Below are 14,376 nucleotides of genomic sequence, written 5' to 3'. Positions count from 1 at the left end.
AGACGGCTGGGGCTTTTTTTTGCGTTGCCTGAAGGCGTGTCCAGCAAGCCTGGCGCGGCACCGGCGATTGCGCCCCTATGCATAAGTCATTGAGGGCAAAAGAACAAGTAAGGTATTATTCGGGCCGCGCGGTGTGACGGCGTGTCGCTTGCACAGGCGTTCAAGAGGTCGTCGGGGGCTCTTTTGAGAGCGGAGAAGCGCGGATGAGCAGTGCTTCACGTTTTTTGTACTAGCATAAAGTTGCAGAAAAACAATGACTTGTATCAGGCGCTGATCTGGAACGGGTTGTTGCGCTGCAAAAGTCTGGTATTCCGTTTACCCTCGTTAACCCTTGGACGTGTGTTGCATTTCGCCTCTCAGCTGACCGAACCATTGCAGCCAGCCTGGTCCGATTTTCACCCCGCGTTATCTTTCAGTTTGCTTGCGCGCCAGCCCGTGCGCAGACGAACTATGTGCCCCGCATTTTTAAGGTCATGTTGAAATGCAATCCGTTCCATTCCTGAGTCTGGCGATCTGGATTCCCATCCTGTTCGGCGTGGCTGTGCTGCGCCTCGGGTCGGACCGCCACCCACAGCGCACGCGCTGGTTGTCGCTGGTCGGCTCCATCGTCGGTCTGCTGGTGACCATTCCGCTCATTACCGGTTTCGACAACCATGTTGCCGCCATGCAGTTCGTCGAATTCCGTAACTGGCTGCCCGATTTCGGCGTGGCGTGGCGACTCGGGATCGATGGTATTTCGCTGTGGCTGGTCGTGCTGACCGCATTCACGACGCTCGTGATCGTGATTGCCTCGTGGGAGTCGATCACCGTGCGCGTGGCCCAGTACCACGGCGCGTTCCTGATCCTCTCGGGCCTGATGGTCGGCACCTTCGCGGCGACCGACGGCATGCTCTTCTTCGTGTTCTTCGAAGCGACCCTGATTCCGCTGTATCTGCTGATCGGCGCCTGGGGCCATGCCCGCCGCAGCTACGCCGCGGTCAAGTTCTTCTTCTTCTCGCTGGCCGGCTCGCTGCTGATGCTGGTGTCGATGCTGTATCTCTACAGCCAGGCACACACCTTCGACATGGCCGCATGGCATAACCTGTCGATGGGCCTCGTGCCGCAGCTACTGGTGTTCATTGGCTTCTTCGCGGCTTTCGCGGTCAAGGTGCCGATGTGGCCGTTCCACACCTGGCTGCCTGACGTCCACCTCGAAGCGCCCACCGGCGCGACCGTGATCCTGGCGATGCTCAAGCTGGGCGGCTACGGCTTCCTGCGCTTCACGCTGCCGATCACGCCGGACGCCGCGCACTTCTTCGCGCCCGCGATCATCACGCTGTCGCTCGTGGCCGTCGTGTACTCGAGCCTGCTCGCGCTCGCGCAGACCGACATGACGCGTCTGCTTGCGTACTCGACGATCGCCCACATGGGCCTCGTGACGCTGGGCCTGTTCCTCTTCAACCAGATCGGCACCGAAGGCGCGATCGTCCAGATGATCTCGTACGGCTTCGTGTCGGGCGCGATGCTGCTGTCGATCGGCATGCTGTTCGACCGCACCAAGACGCGCACGATCTCGGCGTATGGCGGCGTCGTCAACGTCATGCCGCGCTACGCCGTTTTCATGATGCTGTTCTGCATGGCCAATGTGGGCCTGCCGGGCACCTCGGGCTTCGTGGGCGAGTTCATGGTCATCATGGGCGCGATCCGCGTGAACTTCTGGGTGGGCGCGATTGCCACGACGACCGTCGTGATGAGCGCCGCGTACACCCTGTGGATGTACAAGCGCGTGATTTTTGGCGCGGTGGCGAACAAGAGCGTGGCAAAGCTGGCCGATATCGGCCGCCGCGAAACGCTGATCCTGGCTTCGCTGGCCGCGCTGGTGCTGGCAGTGGGCATCTATCCGAAGCCTATGACCGATGCAATCGAGCTGTCGGCAGCCAACCTCGTGACCCAGGCAGGCCGCACCAAGCAGCCCGCCGAGGACACGGCCAACGCGGACGCTGTGCGCACCGATGCCGCACGCTCCGCCTCGGAGACCCGCACGCCGCATTCGCCGACGTAAGCAGGGCAGGTGTTCACTGTAGAAGAATGACGACGCAGCGCGCGCCGTCCCGCTCACAAGGCGGTGCGGCGCGCGGTGCGTTCAACCGTTTCGGATTGTGCAATTCGGAAACAAAGCCGCTGCGGGTCTGAGTCAAGACTTAATTGGGGCATTACGTGCGTGTGTTGATGAGGCGCGACGAACCTCGCGAACGCATGCGACATAGTGTCTCACTTTTGTTTTGACAAAGATCATTTTCAGCATTCATTGATTGTCATGGATCAAAGCGGCTGTATGATTCGGGCGCGCTTCCTTTGCCGGATGTCAGGGGATGTGCCCGGAACTATTCAATGAATGAAATTCAGGCAAACGTGATGAAAAGAACAACCTTGCAAAGGTTATTGCTTCCCGTCAGCGCCGGATTGGCCATGTGTCTTTCCGGTTGCAATCTGGAAGTCCTCGACCCCAAAGGTAGCGTGGGCGTAGCGGAAAAGCAGCTGATCGCGACCTCCACCTGGGCCATGTTGATCGTGGTGATCCCTGTGATCATCCTGACGTTGTGGTTCGCGTACCGTTATCGCGCATCGAACCGCAGCGCCACCTATGCGCCGAAATGGTCGCACTCGACGGCGATCGAAGTCGTCGTCTGGACAGTGCCGTCGCTGATCATCCTGTTCCTCGCGGTGCTCACGTGGAAAACCACGCACGAACTCGATCCCTACAAGCCGCTTGAATCGAACGTCAAGCCGATCAACGTCGAAGTGGTCGCGCTGGACTGGAAGTGGCTGTTCATCTACCCGGATCTGGGCATCGCCACGGTGAACCAGCTGGCCGTTCCGGTCGGCACGCCGGTCAACTTCAGTATCACGTCGGACTCGGTGATGAATTCGTTCTTCATCCCGCAGCTTGGTACCCAGGTGTACGCGATGGCAGGCATGCAGACCCGTCTGCACCTGATCGCTGACCAGGCAGGCGACTACGCCGGCCTCTCGGCGAACTTCAGCGGCAAGGGCTTCTCGGATATGAAGTTCCGCACGCTCGCCACGAGCCAGCAAGACTTCGACGCATGGGTCCAGAAGGTGAAGGCGTCCTCGACGCAGCTTTCGATGGATCAATACGCGACGGTTGCGCAGCCGAGCGAAAAGGCACCGGTTGAATACTTCTCGACGGTGGATCCGAAGCTCTTCAACAACATCATCGCGAAGTACAACAACGGCCACGTCACGAATTTCAGTGACCCGTCCTGCGTGACCAAGGGGTAATCCAAGCATGTTCGGAAAACTTACACTAGCCGACATTCCGTATCACGAGCCGATTATTCTCGGCACGATGATCGGTATGGCTGTCATCGGCGCATTTGTGCTCGGTGGCATCACTTACCTCGGTAAGTGGAAATATCTGTGGACGGAGTGGCTGACGAGCGTCGACCACAAGCGTCTGGGCGTCATGTACATCGTGCTCGCCCTCATCATGCTGCTGCGCGGCTTCGCCGACGCAATCATGATGCGTACCCAGCTGGCTCTCGCGTACAACGCGCCGGGCTACCTGCCGCCGCACCACTACGACCAGATCTTCACGGCTCACGGCGTGATCATGATTTTCTTCATGGCCATGGCTTTCATGGTTGGCCTGATGAACATCGTGGTGCCGCTGCAAATCGGTGCCCGTGACGTCGCGTTCCCGTTCCTGAACTCGCTGTCGTTCTGGATGACGGCCGTTGGCGCCATCCTGCTGATGATCTCGCTCGTCGTGGGTGAGTTCGCCATGACGGGCTGGCTCGCATACCCGCCGCTTTCGGAGCTTGCATACAGTCCAGGGGTCGGTGTCGACTATTACCTGTGGGCGCTGCAGATCTCGGGTGTCGGTACGCTGCTGACCGGCGTGAACTTCTTCGTCACCATCATCAAGATGCGCGCTCCTGGCATGACGATGATGAAGCTGCCGGTGTTCACGTGGACGGCGCTGTGCACGAACGTGCTGATCATGGCTGCATTCCCGATCCTGACCGTCACGCTCGCGCTGCTGGGCCTCGACCGTTACATCGGTACGCACTTCTTCACGAATGACGGCGGCGGCAACGCCATGCTGTACCTGAACCTGATCTGGGCATGGGGTCACCCCGAGGTGTACATCCTGATCCTGCCGGCGTTCGGTATCTTCTCGGAAGTCGTGGCTACGTACGCCAAGAAGCCGCTGTTCGGCTACAAGGCCATGGTCTACGCAACGTGCGCGATCATGGTGCTGGCATTCGTCGTGTGGCTGCACCACTTCTTCACGATGGGTTCGGGCGCTGACGTCAATGCGTTCTTCGGTATCGCCACGATGATCATTTCGATCCCGACTGGCGTGAAGATCTTCAACTGGCTGTTCACGATCTACCGCGGTCGCCTTGAGTTCAACTCGTCGGTGCTGTGGACGCTCGGCTTCATGGTCACCTTCACCATCGGCGGCATGACCGGCGTGATGATGGCGATCCCGGGTGCTGACTTCGTGCTGCACAACTCGCTGTTCCTGATTGCTCACTTCCACAACGTGATCATCGGCGGCGTGCTGTTCGGCTACCTGGCTGGCTTCAACTACTGGTTCCCGAAGGCGTTCGGCTTCAAGCTCAACGAAAAGCTGGGCAAGCGCGCGTTCTGGTTCTGGCTGTCGGGCTTCTACGTTGCCTTCACGCCGCTGTACGTGCTGGGCTTCATGGGCGCAACGCGTCGTCTGAACCACTACGACAATCCGGCATGGCATCCGTGGATGATCATCGCCTGGGTTGGCGCCGTGCTCGTGGCAATCGGTATCGCTCACCAGCTGATGCAGCTGTACGTGTCGATCCGCGACCGCAACCTGCCGGAAAACCGCGACCTGACGGGCGATCCGTGGGGTGGCCGTACGCTGGAATGGTCGATGTCGTCGCCGCCGCCGTCGTACAACTTCGCGATCATCCCGAACGTGTCGGAACTCGATGAGTTCCAGCACCTGAAGGACACCGGCCGCGAGACCGTGGACGTCGCGAACACGCATTACACCGACATCCACATGCCCTCGAACACGAGCGCAGGCCTGTTCATCGGTTTCTTCAGCCTGGTGCTCGGCTTTGCTGGCATCTGGCACATCTGGTGGCTCATGATCGTTGGCTTTATCGGCATCGTCGGTACGGCTATCGCCTACAGCTTCCAGAAGAACGAAGGCTATTACATCCCGGCCGCCAAGGTTCGGGCAGACGAAGAAGCGCGTAGTCGCGCACTGGTCAAGGCGTTTGCTGACAAGCAACGCGGTGGCAAGGTTGAAGAAGCACTGGAGGCCAACTGATGTTGACGAAAACTGGTGCGGCCGCACTCGCGGAGCACGATCACCACGATCACCCGCCGTCACACTCGGTGTTCGGTTTCTGGCTGTACCTGATGACCGACTGCATTCTGTTCGGCACGCTGTTCGCAGTGTTTGCCGTGATGCAGCACCAGTTCGCTGGTGGCCCGTCGGGTAAGGACCTGTTCGACATCAACGGCGTCGCGATGGAAACGGCAGTGCTGCTGCTGTCGTCCATCACGTACGGCTTCGCGATGATCGGCGCGCACAAGCATCGCAAGGGCCAGGTGTTCTTCTGGCTGGCCATTACGTTCCTGCTGGGCGCAACGTTCCTGTATTTCGAACTCCATGAGTTCGCGAACATGATCGCCGAAGGCAACGGCCCGCAACGCAGCGCGTTCCTGTCGTCGTTCTTCACGCTGGTTGCCACCCACGGTATCCACGTGACGTTCGGCATGATCTGGATGGTCGTCCTGATGGTGCAGACGCTGAAGGCACCGGAACTGGGCGATCGCGAAATCCGCCGCCTGTCGTGCCTGAGCCTTTTCTGGCACTTTCTGGACATCGTCTGGATCTGCGTGTTCTCCTTTGTCTACCTTGCGAGCGTGATCTAAATGAGTGCTCATCCTATCCACGAAGAAGAAAGCCACGGCAGCTTCGGCGGCTATCTGGCTGGTTTCATCCTGGCGGTGGTGCTCACGGCAGCATCGTTCTGGGTGGTTCTGCATGGCGGCTTCGCGCCTGGAACCGCGCTGCTCGGCCTGGCCGTTCTGGCAGTCGTGCAGATTGTGGTTCACCTCGTGTTCTTCCTGCATATGAACACGTCGTCGGGCCAGCGTTGGAACGTGACCGCATTTGGCTTCACGGCCATGACGGTGCTGATCGTCGTGATCGGCACGCTGTGGGTCATGCACAACGTCAGCATGAACATGATGTCGCGTTAAGCGCATCGCGCTGATTCCGCATCCGCTGCGGGAGAAGCAAAAAAACGCCGCCTGGGTTTGCGCCCGGCGGCGTTTTTGTTTTTATGCGTTCGGTTGCCCCTGAGTGCGTTCAGTCGATAAAGCGCTGGCGCACGACGTTCGCCACGGCGTTGCCGAGTTTGTGATGCTGCTCCGCTTCGTAGTGAATACCGTCGGTCGAACTGACGCGCGCGAATTCGCCCGCATCGAGAAACGCCGAGCCGTATTTGACCGCCACGCGTTCATAGAGCGGCGCGAGCAGGCGCGACTTGGCCGCGCCGCCCGTGAAAATCTCGCCGAGAAAGCCTACTTCCTGGATCGGCGCGGGCGACATCAGCAGCACATGCGGTGTCGTACCGTCCGGCCCCGCGCGGCAGGCGACCAGCGTTTCAAGCAGCACGTCCACCGAATTGGCGACATCGGCAGGCGTGACGCAAAAGCGTGCCTTGAGGTCGTTGGTGCCGAGCATCAGCACGACCACGTCGACCGGCAACTGGCTCTCCAGGCACGGGCGCAAATAGGCGAGGCCGTTCTTGTGGCGTCCCTCGATCGGGTCGTCGTGAACCGTGGTGCGTGCGGGCAGGCCTTCTTCGACGATCTGCCAGCCGTCGCCAAGCGCGGCAGCCAGCACGCCGGGCCAACGGTCGGCAGGGCCGAAGCGTTCGAGCACGCCGGGAAGGTTCAGCGGCTTGGTGCCGTGGGTGTTCGAATCGCCAAAACAGAGCAGGGTGCGTAACGACATGGATGGCTCTCCTGGTGGTGAGTTTCCGATGCGAAATCTCCAGCTGCCGCGCGTTTTCTAGTGCGCGAACACGCGTGCCGGGCCGGTGCGATAAATCCACTTCGTGAGTCGGGAGATTACTAGACGACTGGTCTAATCCACCTGTAACATGGCAACCCATGAACGCAGCGCCAGCCGTCGAAGTGCGGCAACACATCCTCGATACCGCCATGCCCATCATTCTGGGCAAGGGTTTTTCGGCCGTCGGTCTCAACGAGATTCTCGCGACCGCGGGCGTCCCCAAGGGGTCGTTCTATCACTATTTCGGTTCGAAGGAGGCATTCGGCGAAGCCTTGCTGAAGTGCTACTTCGACGAATATGAAGAACGTCTCGAAGAACAGCTCGTGCAGCGCGGCGGTTCGCCCGTCGAGCGCCTGATGGGCTATTTCGAGGAATGGCGCGTGATGCAGTGCGCGGACGGCCCCGATGGCAAATGCCTTGCTGTGAAGCTCGGCGCGGAAGTCAGCGACCTGTCCGAGCCGATGCGCGCGGTGCTGCGCCGTGGCACCGAAGAGATCATCCGCCGCATCGCGGCCTGTATCGACGAGGGGCGCGCCGACGGCTCGCTGACCGGTATCGGCGATGCAGGCTCGACGGCGGCAACGCTTTACGAACTGTGGCTGGGCGCGACGCTGATGGAGAAAATCCGTCGCGATCGTCGCCCGCTCGACGCCGCGATGGTGACGACGCGGCTGCTTCTGAATCTGCCGCACGCCAGTTGAATCGCGAACGCATGACCCGGTCGTATCCGCAGGTTGTAGCCACAAGTTTTAACCAAAGGTCGTACTTCAAGGCGTAACCAATACGCCACATCGGCATGACATCATCGCTCGGACGTCCCTAAGCGGGCGTCTTCGTGAAGAGTCGTGTCATGCGGCAAGTAACTAGACGACCGGTCTAATTGAACGAGCGCTGAACATAGTGATGCAGCGCGAGAGACCGGTTCCATGGACGCGCAAGCGTTCCGGCATCATCGACACAAGGACACATCGATGAACGTACTGATCGTTTTGACTTCGCACGACGAACTCGGCAACACGGGCAAGAAGACGGGTTTCTGGCTCGAAGAATTTGCCGCCCCTTACTTCGCGCTGCGCGACGCAGGCGCGAAGATCACGCTGGCTTCGCCCAAGGGCGGCCAGCCGCCGCTTGACCCGAAGAGCAGCGATCCCTCGGCGCAGACCGATGCCACGCGCCGCTTCGATGCCGACGCGGCCGCAAAAGCCGAACTTTCCAATACGAAACGTCTCGCCGATATCGACGCGAACGACTTCGACGCGGTGTTCTATCCGGGCGGCCACGGCCCGCTCTGGGATCTCGCAGAAGATCCGCAGTCGATCGCGCTGATCGAAAAGACGCTTGCGGCAGGCAAGCCGGTGGCGGCTGTGTGCCATGCGCCGGGCGTGCTGCGTCACGTCAAGGGTGCGGATGGCCGCTCGATCGTGGCCGGCAAGAACGTCACCGGCTTCGCGAACAGCGAAGAAGACGCGGTGCAACTGACGGACGTGGTGCCGTTCCTCGTCGAGGACATGCTCAAGGCAAACGGCGGCAATTACTCGAAGGCGGCCGACTGGGCGCCGCACGTCGCCACCGATGGCCTGCTCATCACGGGCCAGAATCCGGCATCGTCCGAGCCGGTCGCCGAAGCGCTGCTCGCGCTGCTGGGCAAGAAGTAAGCGTCGCTTATCCCCGTTTCCTTTCGTCGACTTCAAGCAACTTCAAGTAACCCCGCGCGCCGCGACCTACGCGGCGCGTGGAGGGTTTTTTGTTGCTTGCCGCGATAACGCGTGACGAAAGGAAATCCCGATTACTCCATTCACCGTTTTTTCAAGGGCGCGAATGTCAGCCGGAATGCCGGTGCGCGCCGATCAAGGAGAGCAGTAGATGTCCGCATTGTTCGAACCGTTCAAGCTCAAAGATGTGTCCCTGCGTAACCGCATCGCCGTGCCGCCGATGTGCCAGTACATGGCCGTCGACGGCATGATTAACGACTGGCACCACGTCCATTACGCGCAGATCGCCCGTGGCGGCGCGGGCCTCGTGATCGTCGAGGCGACGGCGGTGTCGCCTGAAGGCCGCATCACGCCGGGCTGCACGGGTATCTGGAACGACGAGCAGGCCAGGGCCTTTGCGCCGACGGTCGCCGCCATCAAGGCTGCAGGCTCGGTGCCCGGCATCCAGATCGCACACGCAGGCCGCAAGGCGAGCGCGAACCGTCCGTGGGAAGGCGACGACCATATCGCCGAAGGCGACGCGCGCGGCTGGCAGACCATCGCGCCGTCCGCGATTCCGTTTGGCGCGAACTTGCCGAAGGTGCCGCAGGAAATGACGATCGACGACATCGCGCGAGTGCGCGAGGATTTCGTCGCGGCGGCAAAGCGCGCGCTGGATGCGGGCTTCGAATGGCTTGAACTGCACTTCGCGCATGGCTACCTTGGCCAGAGCTTTTTCTCGGAACATTCGAACCAGCGCACCGACGCCTATGGCGGCAGCCTCGAAAACCGCAGCCGTTTCCTTCTGGAAACGCTCGCTGCCGTGCGCAAGGTCTGGCCGGAACACCTGCCACTGACGGCACGTTTTGGCGTGATCGAATACGACGGCCGCGACGAGCAGACGCTCGCCGAATCGATCGAACTCACGAAGAACTTCAAGCGCGAAGGTCTGGACATGCTGAGCGTGAGCGTCGGGTTCTCGACGCCGACCGCGCAGATTCCGTGGGCGCCGGCGTTCCTCGCGCCGATCGCGCAGAAGGTGCGCCGCGCTGCCGGTCTGCCGGTGTCGTCGGCATGGGGTATCGGCACGCCGGAACTGGCCGAGCGTTCCGTCGCGTCGGAACAGCTCGATCTGGTGATGGTCGGCCGCGCACATCTGGCGAACCCGCACTGGCCGTATTTCGCCGCGCAGGAACTGAAGGTCGATCGCGCGGCGTGGACGCTGCCCACGCCGTACGCGCACTGGCTCGAACGCTACAAGGCGTAAGCTGCGTAGATACCGGACTTTCCGATCGGAAAGTCCGTTGACGATAAGGACATCCTGATGAGCATTTATCTCTTTGCGAGCCTCACGCCCAAGGCTGAGCACGTCGCCGACCTCGAAGCGGAACTGCGCCACATGGTGGCCGAAACGCGCAAGGAAGCGGGCAATCGCCGCTACGACCTGCTGCGTCGCGCAGATGGTGTGCCGGGCTTTCACCTCTTTGAGACCTACGTGGACGAAGCGGCGGTGCAGGCGCATCGCGACAGCGCGCACTACGTGGCGTTTCGCGGCAAGATCGGCGACTGGCTGGCCGCGCCGGTGGACGTCAAGACGCTGGTGGGCGTGGATATCGCCGCTTGACGTTGATGCATTGCTGACGCGCTGATCGCGTTCAGAAGAGAAAGCGCCGGGGCGATGTACTGCCCCGGCGCTTATTTTTTACGGCGTAAATCAAGCCGTTCTACGCATCAGTTAGCGAAATCGAGCACCACGCGGCCCTCGATTGCGCCGCGTTCCATGCGTGCAAAAACGTCGTTGATGTTTTCGAGCCGGTCAGTGCTGACGGTCGCCTTGACCTTGCCTTCCTGCGCGAACATCAGCGACTCTTCCAGGTCGAGCCGCGTGCCGACGATCGAGCCGCGTACGGTCACGCCGCTTAGCACCATGTCGAAGATCGGCAGCGGGAAGTCGCCCGGCGGCAGGCCGTTGAGCGACACCGTGCCGCCGCGCCGCACCATCCCCAGTGCCTGCGAAAAGGCGATCGGCGAAACTGCGGTCACCAGCACGCCATGTGCGCCGCCTATTTCCTTCTTTAGATAAGCCGCCGGATCGGTGGTTTTCGCGTTGACCGTGACGGTAGCGCCCAGACGTTTCGCCAGTTCGAGTTTCGTATCGTCAACATCGACGGCGGCGACGTTGAGGCCCATCGCCCGCGCGTATTGCACGGCCATGTGGCCGAGTCCGCCCACACCCGAAATCACGACCCAATTGCCGGGGCGCGTATCGGTCACTTTCAGGCCTTTATAGACCGTGACGCCTGCACAAAGTACTGGTGCGATATCGATGAAGTTCACGCCCTTGGGCAGCAGGCCCACGTAGTTCGCATCGGCTTTTGCATATTGCGCGAAGCCGCCGTTGACCGAATAGCCGGTGTTTTTCTGCTGTTCGCAGAGCGTTTCCCAGCCGCCAAGACAATGCTCGCAATGTCCGCACGCCGAGTAGAGCCACGGAATGCCCACGCGGTCGCCTTCCTTCACGTGCTTCACGCCGCTGCCCACACCCACCACGAAGCCGACACCCTCATGGCCCGGAATGAAGGGCGGTTGGGGCTTGACCGGCCAGTCGCCGTGTGCGGCATGCAAGTCGGTATGGCACACACCGCAGGCTTCGATCTTCACGATGAGTTCGCCGGGGCCTGGCTCGGGAATCGCCACTTCTTCGATAACCAGTGGCTTGCCAAAGGCACGAACCACGGCTGCCTGCATTGTCTTGCTCATCATCGGGCTCCTGTTTGCGGGGGCGCGCCGCGCAGAACTGGATGCTGGCGCAACGTTCGCCCACCTTGGTGCGCCGGCGACTGCCGGCACCGGATGCGGGGCGCAAGTGCCTCGATGAGGCGGGACTGGCACCTGCGCGCTCATGCTTTCGTGACTCTTTCAGTGTGCCAAATTGTGTGAAGGAATGCGCCGAATCTGCGCGTGTCAAATCGACGCAAATCTCCGTAAAGCGCCGATCAAGTTAATTAACGAGCGCATTTTCAATGTCATATCAGATGGCACTCCGAATCAAATGTTTGCTTTCAAAATGAAGGATTCATGGCATCGAGTGCCCGACACATTGGCCGATTACAATGGACGTTTATCCCATCGACCTGTGCGTCCGGATGCAAATAGAAGACCTTTTCCAGCAGGCACACGAGCGACATATCGCTGGCGACTTTGCTGCCGCCCAGGCGGCTTATGGGCGTATCGTCGAACTTGACCCTTTGCATGGCCCTGCGCATTTCCGGCTCGCGGTCATCGCGATCCAGCAGGGGCGCTATCCTGATGCCATCGCGGGTCTCGCGCGAGCCCTCGACATCGAGCCAGCCAGTCGGCGCTATCGCGAGGCCATCGGGCAGGCGTATGCGCTTGCGCATCGCCACGCCGAGGCCGCCGCAGCCTATCGCGCGTTGCTGGAGGAGGACGCCGCCGACCCGGATCACTGGTTCGGGCTGGCCAGCGCCTTGCAGGCGCAGGGCGCGCATCACGACGCGGCGCAGGCGTGGGACGGCGTCACGCAGCGCGATCCGCAGCGCGCCGACGCATACAACAACCTCGGCATTTGCCGCCAGTTGCTCGGCGATCCAGTGCGCGCGCAGCAAGCTTATGAACGCGCGCTTGCGGCGCAACCGGGCAATGTCGAAGCGCTGGTGAATCTCGGCACGCTGATGCGCGCGCAAGGTCAGCGCGCGCAAGCGCTGGCGTTGCTGCGCGAAGCCGCTGCGGCTGCGCCCGATTCGACAGCGGCGCTCGTGAACCTGGGCGCGTTGCTGCTCGACGAAGGCAATCCGCAAGAGGCCGCGAACGTGCTGGAACGTGCGCTGAAGATTGCGCCGCACTTCGCGCATGCGGCCTACAACTACGGCAACGCGCTGCACGCGCTTGGTCAACGTAGCGAGGCTCAGGCGCAGTATCGGCATGCACTGTCGATCGATCCGTCCCATGCCGAAGCGGCCAACAATCTCGGCAACGTGTGCCGCGAACTGGGCGAGCATAAAGCGGCCATGGACGCATTCGAGACCGCGATCCGTGCGCGTCCTGATTTCGTCGATGCCTGGAATAACGCTGCGAATCTGGAGCGCGCGCTGGGTCATCACGACAGGGCATGTGCGCTGCTGCGCAAGGCGCTTGAACTTGCGCCGGAGCATTCACCCACGCTCAACAATCTCGGCAACGTTTTAAAGGATCGCGGCGAGCTTGACGAAGGCGTCGCGTGTTTCCAGCGCGCCGTCAAGAGCGATCCGGACAATCTCACCGCGCACAGCAACCTGCTTTACGCGCTCTCGTTTCAGTCGTCAACGCCGGACGCAATCCTGGAAGAGGCGCGCCGCTGGTCGATGCAGCACGAGATGCCGTTGCGTGCACAGCGGTTTTCGCATGCACCCGCAGGCTTGCAGGAGCGCCGGCTAAAAATCGGCTATGTATCGGCGGATTTTCGTGAGCATTGCCAGGCATTGTTCATGACGCCGCTGTTGTCGAACCACGATAGAAGCCGCTTCGAGATTCACGCCTATTCGAGCGTCGTGCGACCCGATGAAGTCACCGCGCGTCTCGCGGGCTACGTGGACGTGTGGCACGACGTGCGCCATCTTGGCGATGCGGCGCTTGCCCAGCAAATCCACGCGGACGGCATCGATATTCTCGTCGACCTCACGATGCATATGGCCGATGGCCGGCCCTTGCTGTTCGCGCGCAAACCGGCGCCGGTGCAGGTCGCGTGGCTGGCCTATCCCGGCACGACGGGTATCGAGGCCATCGACTACCGCTTTACCGATGCGCAACTCGATCCGCCTTCGTTCGAGGCGCATTACACCGAACGCACGGTGCGCATGCCCGATACGTTCTGGTGCTACGACCCGCTCGCGAGCGAACCCGCGGTCAATGCGCTGCCCGCGATGAAAGCGGGGTACGTCACGCTCGGCAGCCTGAATAATCCGTGCAAATTGACGGACGCCACGCTCGAATTGTGGGCGCGCGTGTTGGCTGCGTTGCCGAATGCGCGTCTCCTGTTGATGGCCGCGCAGGGCGATGCCCAGGCGCGCCTGGCGGCGCGTCTCGCGCGTCACGGCATCGATGCGGCGCGCGTGCGTTTCGTGCCGTTCCAGCCGCGCGACGCGTATTTGCGTACGTACCATGAGATCGACCTTGGCATCGACACGCTGCCGTACAACGGCCACACCACGACGCTCGACGCGCTGTGGATGGGCGTGCCGGTGGTGACGCGGGTCGGCGCGACCTGCGCAGGCCGGGCCGGGCTGTCACAGTTGGCGAATCTGGGGCTGGATGCGCTCGCCGCATTTTCCGACGAGGATTTCGTGCAGACCGTGGTGTCGCTCGCCAGCTATTTGCCGCGTCTTGCTTATCTGCGCGCGACCTTGCGCGCCCGGATGGAGGCCTCGCCACTCATGGACGGCGCGCGGTTTGCGCGCGGTATGGAAACTGCGTACGAGGCGATGTGGCGCGAGTGGGCCGGCGCGCGCCAGGGCCCGCAGGAAACCGGGAACTGACGCAACTCAGCCGGATGGCCTAAGCCATCCGGCTGAGTTGCCGGGCCGCAAAGCCGCTGTGGGAGCGTTT

At 61.5% G+C, this 14,376-nt stretch carries 12 protein-coding genes; 10 read left to right on the top strand and 2 right to left on the bottom strand.

The window, feature by feature from the left end:
- Positions 1-481 precede the first annotated feature (481 nt).
- From BBA01S_RS04955 to cyoD, 5 genes are all read left to right on the top strand, one after another.
- Positions 482-2,041, top strand: coding sequence for an NADH-quinone oxidoreductase subunit M (locus tag BBA01S_RS04955; RefSeq protein WP_027815466.1), 1,560 nt, complete (start codon positions 482-484; stop codon positions 2,039-2,041).
- 353 nt (positions 2,042-2,394) lie between these two features.
- Complete coding sequence (cyoA, locus tag BBA01S_RS04945) at positions 2,395-3,282, top strand: ubiquinol oxidase subunit II (protein ID WP_042296143.1); 888 nt, start codon at positions 2,395-2,397, stop codon at positions 3,280-3,282.
- A gap of 7 nt (positions 3,283-3,289) precedes the next feature.
- Positions 3,290-5,323, top strand: coding sequence for a cytochrome o ubiquinol oxidase subunit I (cyoB, locus tag BBA01S_RS04940; RefSeq protein WP_027815464.1), 2,034 nt, complete (start codon positions 3,290-3,292; stop codon positions 5,321-5,323).
- Positions 5,323-5,934: a cytochrome o ubiquinol oxidase subunit III gene (gene cyoC, locus BBA01S_RS04935; RefSeq protein WP_027815463.1), complete on the top strand. Its 612-nt coding sequence runs from the start codon at positions 5,323-5,325 to the stop codon at positions 5,932-5,934. Before cyoB ends, cyoC begins: the two co-directional genes overlap by 1 nt.
- Complete coding sequence (gene cyoD / locus BBA01S_RS04930; protein WP_027815462.1) at positions 5,935-6,264, top strand: cytochrome o ubiquinol oxidase subunit IV; 330 nt, start codon at positions 5,935-5,937, stop codon at positions 6,262-6,264. It abuts the gene before it with no gap.
- 109 nt (positions 6,265-6,373) lie between these two features.
- On the opposite strand, the gene BBA01S_RS04925 is transcribed toward cyoD, so the two are convergent.
- Positions 6,374-7,024, bottom strand: coding sequence for an SGNH/GDSL hydrolase family protein (locus BBA01S_RS04925; protein ID WP_027815461.1), 651 nt, complete (start codon positions 7,022-7,024; stop codon positions 6,374-6,376).
- Positions 7,025-7,182: 158 nt separating this feature from the next.
- Here BBA01S_RS04925 and BBA01S_RS04920 point away from each other — a divergent pair, with 158 nt between their 5' ends.
- The 4 genes from BBA01S_RS04920 (at position 7,183) to BBA01S_RS04905 (ending at position 10,399) form a co-directional block, all read left to right on the top strand.
- A complete protein-coding gene (locus BBA01S_RS04920) occupies positions 7,183-7,785 on the top strand; it encodes a TetR/AcrR family transcriptional regulator (protein WP_027815460.1) in 603 nt (200 codons plus the stop codon).
- 270 nt (positions 7,786-8,055) lie between these two features.
- Complete coding sequence (locus BBA01S_RS04915) at positions 8,056-8,739, top strand: type 1 glutamine amidotransferase domain-containing protein (RefSeq protein ID WP_027815459.1); 684 nt, start codon at positions 8,056-8,058, stop codon at positions 8,737-8,739.
- Between the two features lie 208 nt (positions 8,740-8,947).
- Complete coding sequence (locus tag BBA01S_RS04910; RefSeq protein WP_027815458.1) at positions 8,948-10,042, top strand: NADH:flavin oxidoreductase/NADH oxidase; 1,095 nt, start codon at positions 8,948-8,950, stop codon at positions 10,040-10,042.
- A gap of 57 nt (positions 10,043-10,099) precedes the next feature.
- Positions 10,100-10,399 carry a putative quinol monooxygenase gene (locus BBA01S_RS04905; protein ID WP_027815457.1) on the top strand — a complete coding sequence of 100 codons (300 nt, stop codon included), beginning with the start codon at positions 10,100-10,102 and terminating at the stop codon, positions 10,397-10,399.
- Between the two features lie 107 nt (positions 10,400-10,506).
- Here the strand turns inward: BBA01S_RS04905 and adhP are convergent, their stop codons facing one another.
- Positions 10,507-11,535 (bottom strand): alcohol dehydrogenase AdhP, encoded by a 1,029-nt coding sequence (gene adhP, locus BBA01S_RS04900; RefSeq protein ID WP_027815456.1) that lies wholly within the window; start codon positions 11,533-11,535, stop codon positions 10,507-10,509.
- Positions 11,536-11,888: 353 nt separating this feature from the next.
- Between adhP and BBA01S_RS40065 the strand changes: the two genes are divergently transcribed.
- Positions 11,889-14,306: a tetratricopeptide repeat protein gene (locus BBA01S_RS40065; protein WP_245641420.1), complete on the top strand. Its 2,418-nt coding sequence runs from the start codon at positions 11,889-11,891 to the stop codon at positions 14,304-14,306.
- Positions 14,307-14,376 lie beyond the last annotated feature (70 nt).

The sequence above is a fragment of the Paraburkholderia bannensis NBRC 103871 genome (genome assembly GCF_000685015.1).
Classification (GTDB): domain Bacteria; phylum Pseudomonadota; class Gammaproteobacteria; order Burkholderiales; family Burkholderiaceae; genus Paraburkholderia; species Paraburkholderia bannensis.
The sequence above is the reverse complement of the archived record's forward strand: the minus strand, read 5'-3'. Positions and strand labels throughout refer to the sequence as shown.